The sequence below is a fragment of the Kitasatospora sp. NA04385 genome, from assembly GCF_013364235.1.
Lineage (GTDB): Bacteria > Actinomycetota > Actinomycetes > Streptomycetales > Streptomycetaceae > Kitasatospora.
This window is the reverse complement of record NZ_CP054919.1, coordinates 5,792,585-5,810,422: the sequence shown is the minus strand read 5'-3', so window position 1 is coordinate 5,810,422 and position 17,838 is coordinate 5,792,585. Positions and strand designations below refer to the sequence as shown.

The 17,838-nt window shown below is 72.0% G+C and carries 14 protein-coding genes and 1 pseudogene; 6 read left to right on the top strand and 9 right to left on the bottom strand.

Going from position 1 to position 17,838, the window contains the following annotated elements; genetic code table 11:
• Positions 1 to 38: 38 nt before the first annotated feature.
• The 4 genes and pseudogenes from rapZ to uvrA all read right to left on the bottom strand — a co-directional run.
• On the bottom strand, positions 39 to 917 hold the full coding sequence (gene rapZ, locus HUT16_RS25800) for an RNase adapter RapZ (RefSeq protein WP_176192872.1): 879 nt from the start codon (positions 915 to 917) through the stop codon (positions 39 to 41).
• 2 nt (positions 918 to 919) lie between these two features.
• Positions 920 to 2,923, bottom strand: coding sequence for an excinuclease ABC subunit UvrC (uvrC, locus tag HUT16_RS25795; RefSeq protein WP_176190437.1), 2,004 nt, complete (start codon positions 2,921 to 2,923; stop codon positions 920 to 922).
• A 125-nt stretch (positions 2,924 to 3,048) separates the two neighbouring features.
• Positions 3,049 to 3,468, bottom strand: a complete 420-nt coding sequence (locus HUT16_RS25790) for a Rieske (2Fe-2S) protein (protein WP_176190436.1) — start codon at positions 3,466 to 3,468, stop codon at positions 3,049 to 3,051.
• Between the two features lie 109 nt (positions 3,469 to 3,577).
• Positions 3,578 to 6,451 (bottom strand): annotated as a pseudogene (uvrA, locus tag HUT16_RS25785) (excinuclease ABC subunit UvrA); the annotation flags it as partial.
• A 300-nt stretch (positions 6,452 to 6,751) separates the two neighbouring features.
• Here uvrA and HUT16_RS25780 point away from each other — a divergent pair.
• Positions 6,752 to 7,552, top strand: a complete 801-nt coding sequence (locus tag HUT16_RS25780) for a maleylpyruvate isomerase family mycothiol-dependent enzyme (RefSeq protein ID WP_176190434.1) — start codon at positions 6,752 to 6,754, stop codon at positions 7,550 to 7,552.
• 46 nt (positions 7,553 to 7,598) lie between these two features.
• Positions 7,599 to 8,252, top strand: coding sequence for an MBL fold metallo-hydrolase (locus HUT16_RS25775; RefSeq protein ID WP_176190433.1), 654 nt, complete (start codon positions 7,599 to 7,601; stop codon positions 8,250 to 8,252).
• A 48-nt stretch (positions 8,253 to 8,300) separates the two neighbouring features.
• Here the strand turns inward: HUT16_RS25775 and HUT16_RS25770 are convergent, their stop codons facing one another.
• From HUT16_RS25770 to zapE, 4 genes are all read right to left on the bottom strand, one after another.
• A complete protein-coding gene (locus HUT16_RS25770) occupies positions 8,301 to 9,284 on the bottom strand; it encodes a TerC family protein (RefSeq protein ID WP_176190432.1) in 984 nt (327 codons plus the stop codon).
• A gap of 246 nt (positions 9,285 to 9,530) precedes the next feature.
• Positions 9,531 to 10,115, bottom strand: a complete 585-nt coding sequence (locus tag HUT16_RS25765; RefSeq protein WP_176190431.1) for a TerD family protein — start codon at positions 10,113 to 10,115, stop codon at positions 9,531 to 9,533.
• Between the two features lie 214 nt (positions 10,116 to 10,329).
• Positions 10,330 to 12,420, bottom strand: coding sequence for an excinuclease ABC subunit UvrB (gene uvrB, locus HUT16_RS25760; RefSeq protein ID WP_176190430.1), 2,091 nt, complete (start codon positions 12,418 to 12,420; stop codon positions 10,330 to 10,332).
• 79 nt (positions 12,421 to 12,499) lie between these two features.
• Entirely contained in the window at positions 12,500 to 13,546 is a 1,047-nt protein-coding gene (gene zapE, locus HUT16_RS25755) for a cell division protein ZapE (protein WP_176190428.1), read from the bottom strand.
• 79 nt (positions 13,547 to 13,625) lie between these two features.
• On the opposite strand from zapE, the gene HUT16_RS25750 reads away from it, so the two are divergent.
• From HUT16_RS25750 to msrB, 4 genes are all read left to right on the top strand, one after another.
• Positions 13,626 to 14,411 carry a pyrimidine reductase family protein gene (locus HUT16_RS25750; RefSeq protein ID WP_176190427.1) on the top strand — a complete coding sequence of 262 codons (786 nt, stop codon included), beginning with the start codon at positions 13,626 to 13,628 and terminating at the stop codon, positions 14,409 to 14,411.
• Positions 14,412 to 14,552: 141 nt separating this feature from the next.
• Positions 14,553 to 15,017: an indole-3-glycerol phosphate synthase gene (locus HUT16_RS25745; protein ID WP_176190426.1), complete on the top strand. Its 465-nt coding sequence runs from the start codon at positions 14,553 to 14,555 to the stop codon at positions 15,015 to 15,017.
• 95 nt (positions 15,018 to 15,112) lie between these two features.
• Entirely contained in the window at positions 15,113 to 16,519 is a 1,407-nt protein-coding gene (murC, locus tag HUT16_RS25740; protein ID WP_176190425.1) for a UDP-N-acetylmuramate--L-alanine ligase, read from the top strand.
• A gap of 27 nt (positions 16,520 to 16,546) precedes the next feature.
• Complete coding sequence (gene msrB, locus HUT16_RS25735; protein WP_176190424.1) at positions 16,547 to 16,951, top strand: peptide-methionine (R)-S-oxide reductase MsrB; 405 nt, start codon at positions 16,547 to 16,549, stop codon at positions 16,949 to 16,951.
• A gap of 73 nt (positions 16,952 to 17,024) precedes the next feature.
• Here msrB and HUT16_RS25730 read toward each other — a convergent pair whose 3' ends face one another.
• Positions 17,025 to 17,831, bottom strand: a complete 807-nt coding sequence (locus HUT16_RS25730) for an alpha/beta fold hydrolase (RefSeq protein ID WP_176190423.1) — start codon at positions 17,829 to 17,831, stop codon at positions 17,025 to 17,027.
• Positions 17,832 to 17,838 lie beyond the last annotated feature (7 nt).

Sequence of the window (17,838 nt, the reverse complement as noted above, 5' to 3'; positions counted from 1 at the left end):
TGCTCGGCCGGGGCGGCGGTGCGGGTGGTTCCCGGCCGCTACTCCCGGCCCATGTCCCGGTGGACCAGCACCGTCTCGACCCCGTCCGCGATCAGACGCTTCGTCAGCTGTTCGGACATCGCCACGCTGCGGTGCTTGCCTCCGGTGCAGCCTACGGCAAGCGTCATGTAGCGCTTCCCCTCCCGCCGGTAGCCCTCGGTGATGATCCGCAGCAGCTCGGTGTAGCCGTCGACGAACTGCTGGGCGCCGGGCTGCTGGAAGACGTACTCGGCGACGTCCGGGTCGGTGCCGGTGCGGGCGCGCAGCTCGGGCACCCAGTGCGGGTTGGGCAGGAAGCGGCAGTCGACCACCAGGTCGGCGTCGACCGGCAGGCCGTACTTGAAGCCGAAGGACATCACGGTGGCGCGCAGCTCGGGCTCGTCCTGGCCGGCGAACTGGGCGTCCATCTTGGCGCGCAGCTGGTGCACGTTGAGGTTGGAGGTGTCGACCACCAGGTCGGCCTCGCCGCGCAGCTCGCGCAGCAGCTCGCGCTCCTGGGCGATGCCGTCGACGATCCGGCCGTCGCCCTGCAGCGGGTGCGGGCGGCGGACGTTCTCGAAGCGGCGCACCAGGGCGTCGTCGGAGGAGTCGAGGAAGACCACCCGGAGCCGGACGCCGCGCTTCTCCAGCTCCTCCAGGGAGGTCAGCAGGTCGTCGAAGAAGGTGCGGCCGCGGACGTCGACCACGGCGCCGATCCGCGGCACCGCGCCCTGCGAGCGGGCCCCCAGGTCGACCATGGTGGGGATCAGGGCGGGCGGCAGGTTGTCGACCACGAACCAGCCGAGGTCCTCCAGGCACTTGGCGGCGGTGGAACGGCCCGCCCCGGACATGCCGGAGATGATCACCAGCTCGGGGGTGGTCTCTCCCCCGTTGGACACTGTCACGTCTCTTCCCCGCTTCTCGGTACTGCTGTGGCCGTGCTGTCTTCGATGATCTCGCCGGTCGCGGTGTTGACCGCGAATGCGGCAGGTGTACGGGAGGCCAAGGCCGCGACAACAGTCTCGGCCGTCCGGCGCCCGACCCCGGGGACCTCGCAGATGTCGTCGACGGTCGCCGCCCGCAGCCGCTTCAGGGAACCGAAGTGCTTGAGCAGCGCCCGGCGGCGAGTCTCGCCCAGGCCGGGGACGGAGTCCAGTTCCCCCGCCGTGAGCCGTTTGGCCCGCTTGGCGCGCTGGTAGGTGATGGCGAAGCGGTGCGCCTCGTCGCGCACCCGCTGCAGCAGGTAGAGGCCCTCGCTGGAGCGCGGCAGCACCACCGGGTCGTCCTGGCCGGGCAGCCAGACCTCCTCCAGCCGCTTGGCCAGGCCGCACACCGCGACGTCGTCGATGCCCAGGGCGTCCAGCGCCCGCACGGCGGCGGCGACCTGGGGCTGCCCGCCGTCGACCACCAGCAGCTGCGGCGGGTAGGCGAAGCGCTTGGGGCGGCCGTTCTCGTCGAGCGGCGAGCCGTCGTCCTCCGGCGCCTCCTCGGGGACCGCCCACTCGCCGGTGCGCTCGCGCTCCTGGAGGTAGCGGCGGAAGCGGCGGGTGATCACCTCGTGCATCGAGCGGACGTCGTCCTGGCCCTCGAAGCCCTTGATCTGGAAGCGGCGGTACTCGCTCTTGCGGGCCAGGCCGTCCTCGAAGACCACCATGGAGGCGACCACGTCCTCGCCCTGGAGGTGCGAGATGTCGAAGCACTCGATGCGCAGCGGCACCGAGTCCAGCTCCAGGGCGTCGGCGATCTCCTGGAGGGCGCGGCTGCGGGTGGTCAGGTCGGAGGCGCGCTTGGTCTTGTGCAGCGCCAGCGCCTGCTGGGCGTTGCGGTGGACCGTCTCCATCAGGTCCTTCTTGTCGCCGCGCTGCGGGACGCGCAGGTCGACCTGGGCGCCGCGCAGGCCGGACAGCCACTCGTGCACGGCCTCGCCGGGCAGCGCGGGGACGAGCACCTCGCGCGGGACCTGCTCGTTGCCCTCGCCGTAGAGCTGCTGCAGGGCGTGCTCGACCAGGCCGGCGGTGTCCACGTCCTCGACCTTGTCGGTGACCCAGCCGCGCTGGCCGCGCACCCGGCCGCCGCGGACGTGGAAGATCTGCACGGCGGCCTCCAGCTCGTCCTCGGCCAGGGCCAGCAGGTCGGCGTCGGTGCCGTCGCCGAGGACGACCGCGTTCTTCTCCATCGCGCGCTTCAGGGCGCCCAGGTCGTCGCGCAGCCGGGCCGCCTTCTCGTACTCCATCTCGGCGGCGGCCTGCTGCATCTCCTGCTCCACCCGGCGCAGGTGGCCGCCCGTCCGGCCGGCCATGAAGTCGCAGAACTCCTCGGCGAGTTCGCGGTGCTCGGCGGCGCTCACCCGGCCCACGCAGGGCGCCGCGCACTTGCCGATGTACCCGAGCAGGCAGGGGCGGCCGACCTGCTGGGCTCGCTTGAAGACGCCGTTGGAGCACGTCCGCACCGGGAAGACCCGCAGCAGCAGGTCGACCGTCTCGCGGATCGCCCAGGCGTGGCCGTACGGGCCGAAGTAGCGCACGCCCTTCTTGTGCGCCCCGCGCGTCACCTGGACCCGGGGGTACTCCTCGTCGAGGGTGACCGCCAGCTCCGGGTAGCTCTTGTCGTCCCGGTACTTGACGTTGAACCGCGGGTCGAACTCCTTGATCCAGGAGTACTCCAGCTGCAGCGCCTCGACCTCGGTGGAGACCACCGTCCACTCCACGGAGGCCGCGGTGGTGACCATCGTCGCGGTGCGCGGGTGCAGGTTCGCCACGTCCTGGAAGTACGAGGACAGGCGCTGGCGCAGGCTCTTGGCCTTGCCCACGTAGATGACCCGGCCGTGTGCGTCGCGGAACTTGTACACCCCGGGCGAGAGCGGGATCGCCCCCGGCGCCGGTCGGTAGGTGGACGGGTCTGCCATGCCCCTACCGTACCGACTGCCGGTGACACTCCGGTGCGGACGCCGTCAGTCGGACGCCCGCGGCCGCGCCCCGGGCCGGACGCCGGTCCGGACGCCGGTCCGGCGCGGGGGGCGCCGGGTGCCGGTCAGCCCTTGGTGACCTGGAGGTTCCCGTTCTGCACCGCGACCCGGTAGGCGGGCAGCGGCGAGGGCGCCGGGCCGTCCTGCACCGCGCCGTCGGCGATCCCGAACCGGCTGCCGTGGCACAGGCACTGGATCTGCTCCTTGACCACCCCGTTGACCAGGCACCCGGCGTGCGTGCACTTCGCGCTGAACGCCTTGTACTCCCCCGCGGCCGGCTGCGTGACCACGACGGCCTGCTCCTTGTACACCTTGCCGCCGCCGACCGGCACGTCCGCGGCGGGGCCGAGGTCGACCGGGCCGGCGGACTTCGGCTCCTCCTTGCCGCCGCCGGAGGAGGAGGAGCAGCCCGCGGCGGTGGCCCCCGCGAGCGCGACGGCCGCGCAGCACAGGACGGTACGGCGGGAGGCGGTGGGCTCGGTCATCGGGGCTCCTCGGTGCGGGTTTTGGCGCCAGCAACCTAGCACGCGCGGACGGGCCCGCCCGGGGAGCCGCGGAGGCTCTCGGGGCGGGCCCGGCCGCGCGCGGCGGCTACTTCTTGCGGCGCTTGGCGGGCGCCGCGTCGGAGACACCCGGCAGGATGTCCCGCAGGAACTTGCCGGTGTGGCTGGCGGTGGAGGCCGCGACCTCCTCCGGGGTGCCCTCGACGACCACGCCGCCGCCGCCGGAGCCGCCCTCGGGGCCCATGTCGACCAGCCAGTCGGCGGTCTTGATGACGTCGAGGTTGTGCTCGATGACGATGACGGTGTTGCCCTTCTCGACCAGCCCCTCCAGGACCTTGATCAGCTTGCTGATGTCCTCGAAGTGCAGGCCGGTGGTGGGCTCGTCCAGGACGTAGACCGTCCGCCCGGTGGAGCGCTTCTGGAGCTCGGCGGAGAGCTTGACGCGCTGGGCCTCGCCGCCGGAGAGCGTGGTGGCGGGCTGGCCGAGCCGGACGTACCCGAGGCCGACCTCCTTGAGCGTCTTGAGGTGCCGGGCGATCGCGGGGACGGCCTCGAAGAAGTCGAGCGCCTCCTCGATCGGCATGTTCAGCACCTCGGCGATGGACTTGCCCTTGTAGTGGACCTCCAGCGTCTCCCGGTTGTAGCGGTCGCCGTGGCAGACCTCGCAGGGGACGTAGACGTCCGGCAGGAAGTTCATCTCGATCTTGATGGTGCCGTCGCCGGAGCAGTTCTCGCAGCGGCCGCCCTTGACGTTGAACGAGAACCGGCCGGGCAGGTAGCCGCGGACCTTGGCCTCCTGGGTCTCCGCGAACAGCTTGCGCACGTGGTCGAAGACGCCGGTGTAGGTGGCCGGGTTGGAGCGCGGGGTGCGGCCGATCGGCGACTGGTCGACGTGCACCACCTTGTCGACCAGGTCGGTGCCGGTGATCCGGGTGTGCCGGCCGGGGACGCTGCGGGCGCCGTTCAGCTCGCGGGCCAGGTGCGCGTACAGGATGTCGTTGACCAGCGTGGACTTGCCGGAGCCGGAGACGCCGGTGACGGCGGTGAAGGTGCCGAGCGGGAAGGCGACCGTGACGTCCTTCAGGTTGTGCTCGCGGGCGCCGTGCACCACCAGCTGGCGCTTCTTGTCGCGCGGGCGGCGGGCCGCCGGGATCGGGATGGCCCGCTTGCCGGAGAGGTACTGGCCGGTCAGCGACTCCTCGTTGGCCAGCAGCTCCTTCAGCGAGCCGGAGTGCACCACCTTGCCGCCGTGCTCGCCGGCGCCGGGGCCGATGTCGACGATCCAGTCGGCGGTCTTGATGGTGTCCTCGTCGTGCTCGACGACGATCAGGGTGTTGCCGATGTCCCGCAGCCGGACCAGGGTCTCGATCAGGCGGTGGTTGTCGCGCTGGTGCAGGCCGATGGACGGCTCGTCCAGCACGTACAGCACGCCGACCAGGCCGGAGCCGATCTGGGTGGCGAGCCGGATGCGCTGGGCCTCGCCGCCGGAGAGCGTGCCCGCGGCGCGGTTGAGCGAGAGGTAGTCGAGGCCGACGTCCACCAGGAAGCGCAGCCGCTCCAGCACCTCCTTGAGCACCCGCTCGGCGATCTGCTTGTCCCGGCGGTCCAGCCGCAGCGCGCCGAGGAAGTCCGCGCAGTCGCTGATCGACATCGCCGAGACCTCGGCGATCGAGCGGTCCATCACCGTGACGGCGAGGACCACCGGCTTGAGCCGGGTGCCCTTGCAGGTCGGGCAGGGCACCTCGCGCATGTAGCCCTCGAAGCGCTCGCGCCCGGCGTCGCTCTCCGACTCGGAGTGCCGGCGGGTGACGAACGGGACGACGCCCTCGAAGGCGGTGGTGTACGAGCGCTCGCGGCCGTACCGGTTGCGGTAGCGGACCTCGACCTGGGTCTTGTGCCCGTACAGCAGCGCCTTCTTCGCCCGCACCGGCAGCCCGGCCCACGGGATGTCGGTGCGGAAGCCGAGCTCGGCGGCCAGCGCGTTGACCAGGCGCTGGAAGTACTCCTTGGTGGCGCCCTGCGACCAGGGGTGGATGGCGCCCTCGTCGAGCGACTTCTCCTCGTCGGGGACGAGCAGCTCCGGGTCGACCTCCATCCGGTTGCCCAGGCCCGAGCAGTCCGGGCAGGCGCCGAACGGCGAGTTGAAGGAGAAGGAGCGCGGCTCCAGCTCCTCGAAGGAGACGTCGTCGTACGGGCAGTAGAGGTGCTCCGAGAACATCCGCTCGCGCTCGGGGTCGTCCTCCGGCAGGTCGACGAAGTCGAGCACCACCATGCCGCCGGCCAGCTTGAGCGCGGTCTCCACCGAGTCGGTGAGCCGGCGCTTGGCGCCCGCCTTGACGGTGAGGCGGTCGATGACCACCTCGACGGTGTGCTTCTCCTGCTTCTTCAGCACCGGCGGCTCGGTCAGCTGGACGGTCTGCCCGTCCACCCGGGCCCGGGCGTAGCCCTTGGACTGCAGGTCGGCGAAGAGGTCGACGAACTCGCCCTTGCGCTCCCGGACGACCGGGCTGAGCACCTGGAAGCGGGTGCCCTCGGGCAGCTCCAGCACCTTGTCGACGATGGCCTGCGGCGACTGCCGGGCGATCGGGCGGCCGCAGTGCGGGCAGTGCGGCTTGCCGATCCGGGCGAACAGCAGGCGCAGGTAGTCGTACACCTCGGTGATGGTGCCGACGGTGGAGCGGGGGTTGCGGCTGGTGGACTTCTGGTCGATCGAGACGGCCGGGGAGAGGCCCTCGATGAAGTCGACGTCCGGCTTGTCCATCTGCCCGAGGAACTGGCGGGCGTACGAGGACAGCGACTCGACGTAGCGCCGCTGGCCCTCGGCGAAGATCGTGTCGAAGGCGAGGGAGGACTTGCCGGACCCGGAGAGGCCCGTGAAGACGATGAGGGAGTCCCGGGGCAGGTCGAGCGAGACGTTCTTGAGGTTGTGCTCGCGTGCACCACGGACGACGAGGCGGTCTGCCACTGCTACTGGCGCCTTTCTCCGGGTCGAAGGGAGGGTCGAAGGGAGGAGAGGGGGTGTGCTTCTTCGTGCTTCTTCCAGGATGCGCCTGCCAGCGTACTAGCTCATTCGTTCGAATCTGAGCCTGTCCAGCCGAAGCCACCCGGACGGGTGAACGGCACCCGCGCTCGACGGTAGCGTCAACGACTGACAACCGGCCCGGGCAACGCCCGGACCGCCCGCCGCACCACCGCCCGCACCACCCGCCGCACCGTCTCTGCACCGCCTCGACCCGCACCACCGACCGTCGAAAGGCACCGCCCGATGAGCGACCCCACCACCGGCCCCGCGGCCGTCACCGACCCCGCGACCGCCGCCGCCACCGCCGCCGAACAGCTGCGGGCCACCGCCGAGAGCACCGAGCTGCTGCTGCACACCCTCGCCGAGCTGGCGCCCGCCGGGGTGTCCGAGCCCTCCGGCCTGCCCGGCTGGACCCGCGGGCACGTGCTGGCCCACCTCGCCCGCAACGCGGACTCCCTGGTCAACCTGCTGACCGGCGCCCGCACCGGACAGGACGTGCCGCAGTACGCCTCCCCGCAGAGCCGGGACGCCGGCATCGAGGCCGGCGCCGGGCGCCCGCTGGACGAGCAGGTCGCCGACATCAGGGCCAGCCAGCAGCGCTTCCTGGAGGCCGCCGCGCTGCTCGACCCCGAGCACTGGACCGTCCCGATCACCCACCGCTCCGGCTACGTCTTCCCGGCCTGGCAGATCCCCTCGCGGCGGCTGGCCGAGCTGGAGTACCACCACGTCGACCTGAACGCCGGCTACACCCCGGCGCACTGGCCGGAGCCGTTCGCCGTCGCCGAGTTCCGGCGCCTGGGCGAGCACCTCGGCGCCGATCCGGAGCTGCCCGGCGTGCTGCTGGTCGCCGAGGACGCCGGCCTGGAGGTCCGGATCGGCGGCGCCGGCGGCAGCGCGCCCGGGCTGACCGCGGAGGGCCCGGTGCGGGCGCTCACCGGCTGGCTGTCCGGCCGCGCGGACGGGGACGGCCTCCGGGTCCACCGCGGCGGCGAGGGCCTGGTCGACCCCCGAACCGCCCTGCCCGAGCTCCCCCCGATGGGATGATGGGGGACGGTTGACGGGGGCCGGGCAACGAGCGAGGAGCTGTGTGATGACGTACCACGGAGCGGTGAAGGTCGGCGGGGCACCGGACGTCCGGGAGCTGGCCCACCTGATCATCACCAAGGTCGCGGTCGGTCCGCACGACAACAACGCCTACCTGCTGCGCTGCCGGGCCACCGACGAGCAGCTGCTGATCGACGCGGCGGCCGACGCGCCGGTGCTGCTGGAGACGGTCGGCCCCCGGCTGGCCGCGGTGGTCACCACCCACCGGCACCGCGACCACTGGGGCGCGCTGGCCGAGGTGGTGGCCGTCACCGGCGCCCGCACCATGGCCGGGCGGATCGACGCGGAGGGCATCGAGGTGCCCACCGACCTGCCGCTGGAGGACGGCTCGGTGCTGCGCTTCGGGCAGGTCGAGCTGACGGTGCGCCACCTGGTAGGCCACACCCCCGGCGCGATCGTGCTGCTCTACGACGACCCGCAGGGCCACCCGCACCTGTTCACCGGCGACTGCCTCTTCCCGGGCGGGGTCGGCAACACCTGGGGCGACCCGGCCGCGTTCGACTCGCTGTTCCGGGACGTCAACGAGAAGGTCTTCGACGTCCTCCCGGACGAGACCTGGGTCTACCCCGGCCACGGCGACGACACCACGCTGGGCGCCGAGCGCCCGCACCTGCCCGAGTGGCGCGAGCGCGGCTGGTGAACGCCGCGGGGCCCCGCCGGACGAGTCCGGCGGGGCCCCGCGGGCGGGTCAGGCGTCGACCTTCTCCGGCTCGGCGGCCTCCGCGGCCGCCTGCTTCCTCGCGGCGACCAGGCTGGTGACGGTGGTGACCGCCAGGGTCAGCACGATGACGGCCAGCGAGACCGGGATGCTGATCTCGGGCACGTGCACGCCGCTCTCGTGCAGCGCGTGCAGGACCAGCTTGACGCCGATGAAGCCGAGGATCACCGACAGGCCGTAGGACAGGTGGACCAGCTTCTTCAGCAGGCCGCCGATCAGGAAGTACAGCTGGCGCAGGCCCATCAGCGCGAAGGCGTTGGCGGTGAAGACGATGTACGGGTCCTGGGTGAGGCCGAAGATCGCCGGGATCGAGTCGAGCGCGAACAGCACGTCGGTGGTGCCGATCGCCAGCATCACGATCAGCATCGGCGTCATCAGCCGGCGGCCGCCCTCCCGGACCAGCAGCTTGGTGCCGTGGTACCGGTCGGTGGACGGGAAGCGCCGCTCGATCGACTTGAGCAGGCGGTTCTCCTCGAACTCCTCCTCTTCCTCCTCCGCCCTGGCCTCCTTGATCAGCTTCCAGGCCGTCCAGACCAGGAACGCGCCGAAGCCGTAGAAGACCCAGGAGAACTGGGAGACCAGCGCCGCGCCGCCGGCGATGAAGACCGCCCGCAGCACCAGGGCGATGATCACGCCGAACATCAGCACCCGCTGCTGGTAGATCCTGGGCACCGCGAACTTGCCCATGATCAGGATGAACACGAACAGGTTGTCGACGCTGAGCGACTTCTCGGTGACGTACCCGGCGAAGAACTCGCCGGCCGGCCTCCCGCCGCCGTACCACCAGAGGAAGCCGCCGAACAGCACGGCCAGGGCCACCCAGACCGCCGTCCAGATGCCGGCCTCCTTGACGGAGACCTCGTGCGGCTTGCGGCCGCCGATGAAGAAGTCGGCCACCACCAGGGCGATCAGCACCGCGATGGTGCCGGCCCACAGGCCCGCGGATACGTCCATGTCTGCTCCTCCGGCAGATAGGCGAACAATCGTCACTGCCGGAGGTCTCTTCCGCCGCGCGGCCCGCCACCCGGCGGGCACCGCACGGCCAGCGCCCCGGGGCACCGCGATGGGCGCCCGTGATGACGGGGTCGCTGAACGGGGAATACTCCCCTCCGCTCCCAGAAGGTTAACAGGAAGACCAAGGGAAGGTAAAGAAGGTAAAGAAGTCCCTTGCGCGGGAGGGGCCGACGGGCGCCGGAACGGTCAGAGGAACGGCTCGATGAAGGGCAGCATGTCCCGGAAGGTGCGGCCGCTGGCGGGGGCGCCGATCGCGGTCATCTTCCAGCCGCCCTCGCCGTCCCGCTCGACCTTGGCCATGATCTGCCCGGTGTGCGGGCCGCCGCCGGCCAGCTCGTAGCGGGCCAGCTCCCGGCCGGTGGTCTCGTCGACCAGCCGGCAGTGCGCGTTCTGCACCTCCGTGAAGTTCTGGCCGGTGTACGAGCTGACGGTGAAGACGATCTGGGTGACCCGGCGCGGCACCTTGGCCAGGTCGACCAGGATGCTCTCGTCGTCGCCGCCCGCCCCCGCCCCGCCGACCAGGTTGTCGCCGGTGTGCTGCACCGAGCCCTCGTTGCTCACCAGGTGCGAGAAGAACACCACGTCGCTCATCACCTTGCCGTCGTACAGCAGGGCGGACGCGTCGAGGTCGATCTCGCGGGGACGGCGGCTGAAGAAGCCGCGCTTGCGCGGGGCGGACTTCCACCCGAGGCCCATCCGGACCACGGTCAGAGTCTCGCCGGTGGACTTCAACAGGCTGACGCTCTGGCCCTTGGCCAGGTTCACGGACACGCTGCCGACCTCTGCTTCCCCCGGGCCCCGCCCGGACTCCTCGTCGCACACCCGGCCGCACCCGGAACGTTCGCGCTCCGGGCGGACCGCGCCCCACCCTACGCCGACGCTCGACCGCCGCACCTCGGGTGGGAGTGGACTGTGGCCAAACTACGACACACCGGTGCCCGCCGGGCGGGGATTTATCCGCCCGCCCGGCGGAACTGACACCGGATCAGGCCATTCCGGCCTCCCGCATCTGCCGCAGTTCGCGCTTGAGCTCCTTGACCTCGTCGCGCAGCCGGGCCGCCACCTCGAACTGCAGCTCGGCCGCGGCGGTGTGCATCCGGTCGGTCATGTCCTGGATCAGCTCGGCGAGTTCGGCCGCGGGCAGGCTCTTGGCCGGCTTGCGGTCGATGCCCAGCGCCGGGACCGGCGCCTTCCCCTTGCCCTGCTGCCGGTAGCCGGTGGCGAGCAGCTCCTCGGTGTCGACGTCCTCCCCCGCCATGGTGGAGAGCAGGTCGCCGATCTTCTTCCGCAGCGGCTGCGGGTCGATCCCGTGCTCCTCGTTGTACGCCTGCTGGACGGCGCGCCGGCGGTTGGTCTCGCCGATCGCCAGGTCCATCGCCGGGGTGATCTTGTCCGCGTACATGTGCACCTGGCCGGAGACGTTGCGCGCGGCGCGGCCGATGGTCTGGATCAGCGAGGTGCCGGAGCGCAGGAAGCCCTCCTTGTCCGCGTCCAGGATCGCGACCAGCGAGACCTCGGGCAGGTCGAGGCCCTCGCGGAGCAGGTTGATGCCGACCAGCACGTCGTACTCGCCGGCCCGCAGCTCGCGCAGCAGCTCGATCCGGCGCAGCGTGTCGACGTCGCTGTGCAGGTAGCGGACCCGGATGTCGAGGCCGAGGAAGTAGTCGGTGAGGTCCTCGGCCATCTTCTTGGTGAGCGTGGTGACCAGGACCCGCTCGTCCTTCTCCACCCGCTGCCGGATCTCGTGCACCAGGTCGTCGATCTGGCCCTCGGTGGGCTTGACGATCACCTCGGGGTCGATCAGGCCGGTCGGCCGGATGATCTGCTCGACCTGGCCGTCGCCGCGGGCCAGCTCGTACTTGCCGGGGGTGGCCGACAGGTAGACGGTCTGGCCGATCCGCTCCTGGAACTCCTCCCACTTCAGCGGCCGGTTGTCCATCGCCGAGGGCAGCCGGAAGCCGTGCTCGACCAGCGTGCGCTTGCGCGAGGCGTCGCCCTCGTACATCGCGCCGATCTGCGGGACGGTGACGTGCGACTCGTCGATGACCAGGAGGAAGTCCTCCGGGAAGTAGTCGAGCAGGGTGTTCGGCGGGGAGCCGGGCTCGCGGCCGTCGAAGTGCATCGAGTAGTTCTCCACGCCCGAGCAGGTGCCGATCTGGCGGAGCATCTCGATGTCGTACGTGGTGCGCATCCGCAGCCGCTGGGCCTCCAGCAGTTTGCCCTGCTTCTCCATCCGGGCCAGGCTCTGCTCCAGCTCGGCCTCGATGCCGGTGATCGCCCGCTCCATCCGCTCCGGGCCCGCCACGTAGTGCGAGGCCGGGAAGACGTAGACCGAGTCGTCCTGGCTGATCACCTCGCCGGTCAGCGGGTGCAGCGTGTACAGCGCCTCGATCTCGTCGCCGAACATCTCGATCCGGACGGCGAGCTCCTCGTACACCGGGAAGATCTCCACGGTGTCGCCGCGGACCCGGAAGGTGCCGCGGGTGAACGCCAGGTCGTTGCGGGTGTACTGGATGTCGACGAAGCGGCGCAGCAGGGCGTCCCGGTCGACCTCCTCGCCGACCTTGAGGCGGACCATCCGGTCCACGTACTCCTGCGGGGTGCCGAGGCCGTAGATGCAGGAGACCGAGGCCACCACGATCACGTCCCGCCGGGTGAGCAGGCTGTTGGTGGCGGAGTGGCGCAGCCGCTCGACCTCCTCGTTGATCGAGGAGTCCTTCTCGATGTAGGTGTCCGTCTGCGGGACGTACGCCTCGGGCTGGTAGTAGTCGTAGTACGAGACGAAGTACTCGACCGCGTTGTTCGGCAGCAGCTCGCGGAACTCGTTGGCCAGCTGGGCGGCCAGCGTCTTGTTCGGCGCCATCACCAGGGTGGGGCGCTGCAGCTTCTCGATCATCCAGGCCGTGGTGGCCGACTTGCCGGTGCCGGTCGCGCCGAGCAGGACGACGTCCTTCTCGCCGGCGCGGACGCGGCGCTCCAGCTCGGCGATGGCCGCCGGCTGGTCACCGTTGGGCTGGTAGGGGCTGACGACCTCGAAGGGCGCCACGGACCGCTCGATACTCGTGATGGGACGCACGCCCCCCACCGTACGACCGGCCACCGACAAGCGGGGGCGGTCCGCGCGCCCGGGCCCCGCCGGAGCGCGCCGGGCGGGGCTACTTCGCGGAGTCGCGGGCCAGCGCGACCAGCCGGGAGACCGCCCGCAGGTACTTCTTGCGGTAGCCGCCGCGCAGCATCTCCTCGGTGAACACCCGGTCGAACGGCACGCCCGAGGCGGTGATCGGCAGCTCCCGGTCGTACATCCGGTCGGCCAGCACCACCAGCCGCAGCGCGGTCGCCTGGTCGTCCACCTGGCGCACCCCGCGCAGGAACACCGCGCCGACCTCGTCCAGCAGTGCGCCGTACCGGCTGGGGTGCACCTCCTTCAGGTGCTCCAGCAGGGTGTCGAAGTCGTCCAGCGAGGCGCCCGGGGCGCGGGCCGCGCGGGCGGTGACCTCGGCGTCGTCGTAGGGCGGCGGGGCGGCGGGCAGGCCGCGGTGGCGGTAGTCCTGGCCGTCGATCCGGACCGGGCGGAAGTGCGCGGACAGGCCCTGGATCTCCCGCATGAAGTCGGCGGCGGCGAACCGGCCCTCGCCGAGCTTCTCCGGCAGCGTGTTCGAGGTCGCGCACAGCTTGACGCCGTTCTCCACCAGCTTGCCGAGCAGGGTGGAGACCAGCACGGTGTCGCCCGGGTCGTCCAGCTCGAACTCGTCGATGCACAGCAGCCGGTGCGAGCTGAGCGTGCGCACCGCGCCCTGGAAGGTCAGCGCGCCGACCAGGTTGGTCAGCTCGACGAAGGTGCCGAACGCCTTCGGGCCGGGGACGGCGTGCCAGAGCGAGGCCAGCAGGTGCGTCTTGCCGACGCCGTACCCGCCGTCCAGGTAGATCCCGGCCGGCCCCGCGGGCGCGGGCGCCGAGCGCCGGAACCAGCCGCGCTTGGGCGGCTCGGCGGCGCCGTTCAGCCCGGCGGCGAAGGACTCCAGGATCTGGACGGCCTCGTACTGGCTGGGCTGGGAGGAGTCCGGCAGGTAGCTGCCGAAGCTCACTCCGGCGAAGCGCGGCGGCGGCACCATCTCCGCCACCAGCCGCTCGGCCGGTACCACCGGACGCCGGTCGGCCAGGGCTATCGCGGTGCGGATATCGGACTCCGAGGCAGCAGACACGAAACAACAGGGTACTCGCGCGGGCCGGGCCGCCGGGCGCGGGGCGTGCCGCACCGGGGCGCCTGCCAGACTCGGACCCATGAGGCAACTGATCGGCGACACCCCGCACGGCCCCGACGCCCCCGGCAGCGCGCAGTGGCTGGCCCGGGCGTACGCGTACCCCGCCGAGGGGCCGTGGCTGCGGGCGAACATGGTCGCCTCGCTGGACGGCGCGGCCCGGCTGGACGGCCTCTCGGAGGGGCTGTCCAGCACGGCGGACAAGCGGATCTTCGGGGTGCTGCGGGCGCTGTGCGACGTGGTGCTGGTGGGCGCCGAGACGGTGCGGGCCGAGGGGTACCGGCCGGGGCGGGCCCGGCCGGAGTTCGCGGCCCGGCGGGCGGCCGCCGGCCAGCTGCCCGCGCCGGTGATCGCGGTGGTGTCGCGGAGCCTGGAGCTGGACCTTTCGGCGCCGCTGTTCACCGAGCCGCTGGTGCCGACCGTGGTGGTCACCACGGTCGACGCGCCGGCCGACCGGCTGGCCCGGGTGGCCGCCGCAGCCGATGTGATCACCGCAGGAACGGGCTCGGTGGACCTCCCCCGGGCGGTGGCCGCGCTCACGGAGCGTGGTTGGCGCCGACAGCTCTCGGAGGGCGGTCCCCGCCTGCTCGGGCAGCTCGCGGCGGACGGCCTGCTGGACGAGTTGTGCCTGTCGGTGGCGCCCCTGGTGACGGCGGGTGATTCACCGAGGATCGTGAACGGCCCCGGAATCCCGGACGTCCGGCCGATGCGGCTGGTGTCATTGATCGAGGAGAAAGGTTTCCTCTTCACCCGCTACCTGCGACCGACCGATCCGGACCGCTCCCCGAGCGAGCCCGCCCTCACCTGAGACAGATGAGACACATCCTGATCGATGTGGATCATGTGATCCGTGTGGCGCGTGTGCAGCGTGAGGAATCCTTCCTCCGGGCACTATGAAGGAGGGGAGCCGGAGCCGGACCCGGGGGCCCGCACCAGCGAAGGGACTCACGTGTTCAAAACCGTACTGATGATCGAGAAGGCACTCTCCGACGCCGACGTGGAGCTGGTCACCACGCTCCACGGCGAGGAGCGGGTCTCCTTCGTCGTCCTGATGCAACCCCGCGGCAAGCAGGACGAGTTGCTGCGCGCCCTGGACGACGTGGCCCTCGGCCATCTGGACAAGGCGGTGCACGAGCACGAGGACGGCGAGGACGCCGCGCCCACCCTTGCGGGCGAATCCCTCGAACACAGCCTGCGCCACCTGCAGCGGGCCGGGGCGGAGGCGGTCGGCGAGGTGGTCGGGGCGCACCCGCTGGTGCGGCTGCGCGAGGTGGTGGAGGAGAACCGGGCCGACGAGGTGCTGGTGCTGACCTCGCCGCACTTCGTCGAGGAGTTCTTCCACCGGGACTGGGCCTCCCGCGCCCGGCACGAGGTCGGCGTCCCGGTGCTCAAGCTGTTCGCCAGCGAATCCTGACCGGGCTCCCGGTTAGGGCAGAATCGTCCCGTGCGTCCTTGTAGCTACACGGCGCACGGGACGATCCCCCTCCTCACGCCCGTACGGAGCCAGCCTTGAACGACGCCGCCCACGACCTGCACGCCCCGCACTTCATCGGCATCGGCGGCGCCGGCATGTCCGGCCTGGCGAAGATCCTCGCGGTGCGTGGCGCGACCGTCTCGGGCTCCGACGCGAAGGAGTCGGAGACCGTGCGGGCGCTGCGCGAGCTGGGCGCCACGGTGTTCGTCGGGCACGCCGCGGAGCACCTGCCCGCCGGGACGAGCAGCGTGGTGGTCTCCAGCGCGATCCGCGCCGACAACCCGGAGCTGGTGGCCGCGCGGGAGCGCGGCGTCCCGGTGGTGCACCGGTCGGACGCGCTGGCGGCGCTGATGGGCGGGCGCCGGGCGCTGGCCGTGGCCGGCACGCACGGCAAGACCACCACCACCTCGATGCTGGCGGTCAGCCTGGGCGAGCTGGGCCTGGAGCCCTCGTACGCGATCGGCGGCGACCTGGACGCGCCGGGGTCGAACGCGCACCACGGGGCGGGCGAGATCTTCGTCGCGGAGGCGGACGAGAGCGACCGCAGCTTCCACAAGTACGCGCCCGAGGTGGCGATCGTGCTGAACGTGGAGCTGGACCACCACGCGAACTACGCGTCGATCGAGGAGATCTACGAGTCCTTCGAGACCTTCGTCGGCCGCATCCAGCCCGGCGGCACCCTGGTGGTCTCGGCCGACCACGAGGGCGCCCGCGAGCTGACCCGCCGGGTGGCGGGCCGGGAGGGGCTGAACGTGGTGACGGTCGGCGCCGCCGAGGACGCGGACGTGCGGGTGCTGGAGGTCGCGGCGCGCGGCATGACCAGCGAGGTGACGGTCGAGCTGGGCGGCGAGCGGCTGGTCTTCACCGTCTCGGTGCCCGGTCGGCACTACGCCCACAACGCGGTCGCCGCGCTGGCCGCGGGCGTCGCGCTGGGCGTCCCGGCGGAGGGGCTGGCGAAGGCGCTGGGCGCGTACACCGGGGTGCGGCGGCGGCTCCAGCTCAAGGGCGAGGCGCGCGGCGTGCAGGTGATCGACTCGTACGCGCACCACCCGACCGAGATGGCCGCCGACCTGGAGGCGATCCGGGAGGCCGCGGGCGCGGGCCGGGTGCTGGTGGTCTTCCAGCCGCACCTGTTCTCGCGCACCCAGCAGCTGGCCGAGGAGATGGGGCGGGCGCTGGCGCTGGCGGACGGCTCGGTGGTGCTGGACATCTACCCGGCCCGCGAGGACCCGATTCCCGGCGTCACCGCCGAGCTGATCATCGACGCGGCCCGCCGGGCGGGGGCGGACGTCCGGGCCGAGCACGACTTCGCAGCCGCCCCGGCGCTGCTGGCCGCGCTGGCCGCCCCCGGCGACCTGGTGCTGACCATGGGTGCGGGCGACGTCACCAACCTGGGCCCGGAAATTCTGGCCGCCCTGGCGGACGTTGCACCTGCTGTCTGACGTTCCCGTCCGAGCTGGAGAGTCGCCGTGAGCTACGAGGTCCAGAAGTCCGACGCCGAGTGGCGCGCCGAGCTGACCCCGGAGGAGTACCACGTGCTCCGCGAGGCCGGCACCGAGCGCCCGTTCGTCGGCGAGTACACCGACACCAAGACGGTCGGCGTCTACGCCTGCCGGGCGTGCGGCGCCGAGCTGTTCAGCAGCGAGACGAAGTTCGACTCGCACTGCGGCTGGCCGTCGTACTACTCGCCGCTGGCCGGCGACTCGGTGGAGTACCTGGAGGACAGCAGTCTCGGCATGCGCCGGGTCGAGGTGCGCTGCAAGAAGTGCGGCAGCCACCTCGGGCACGTCTTCGAGGGCGAGGGGTACGACACCCCGACCGACCAGCGGTACTGCATCAACTCGATCTCGCTGACGCTGAAGCCCGCCGAGTAGCGGCCGCGACCGCACGAGGGCCCTCCCCGCCTGCCGGGGAGGGCCCTCGCGGGTTGTCGGGAGGGGCCGGCGGTCAGGAGAGCCGGGTGCGCAGGAAGTCCAGCAGGGCGGCGTTGAAGCGTTCGGGCTGTTCGGCGCCGGGGAGGTGTCCGGCGTCGGGGACGACGGTCAGGTCGGCGTGCGGGACGAGGGCCCGGATCGCCTCGGAGTCGGCGACGGGGGTGTAGACGTCGTCGGCGCCGACCAGCAGCAGGGTGGGGACGGTGACGGTGCGCAGGGTCTCGCGGTAGTCGGGGCGCTCGGCCCGGCCGCGCAGGGCGGCGGCGGCGCCGCGCGGGTCGGTGGCGCGCATCATGGCCAGGACCCGGGCGGCCGTGTCGGGGAGGGCGGTGACGTTGTAGGGGGCGAGCATCTTGTCGATCACCTCGTCCGCGTAGCCCGCCATGCCCTCGGCGAGCAGCCGGTCGGCCATCCGGTTGCGGACCTCCTTGCCCTCCTCGGTCTCGGCGGGCGCCGAGCTGTCGGACAGGACGAGCGCCAGCAGCCGCCCGGGGTGGCGGAGGTGGAACTCCATGGCGATCTGGCCGCCCATCGAGACGCCGCCGACCACCGCGCGCTCGACGCCCAGCCGGTCGAGCAGGGCCGCGGTGTCGTCCGCGAAGTCGGCGAGCAGCACCTTGCCCGGCGTCACCTCGCTCCGCCCGTAGCCGCGCAGGTCGGGGGTGATCACCCGGTACCCGGCCGCGGCGAGCGCGCGGACCTGCGGTTCCCACAGCGTCCGGTCGAACGGGTGGCCGTGGAGCAGGACGACGGGGGTGCCGTCCGCCGGGCCGGACTCGTCGTGGTGCAGGGTGGCGCCGTTCACCGTCGTGTGGCTCATCGAGGGC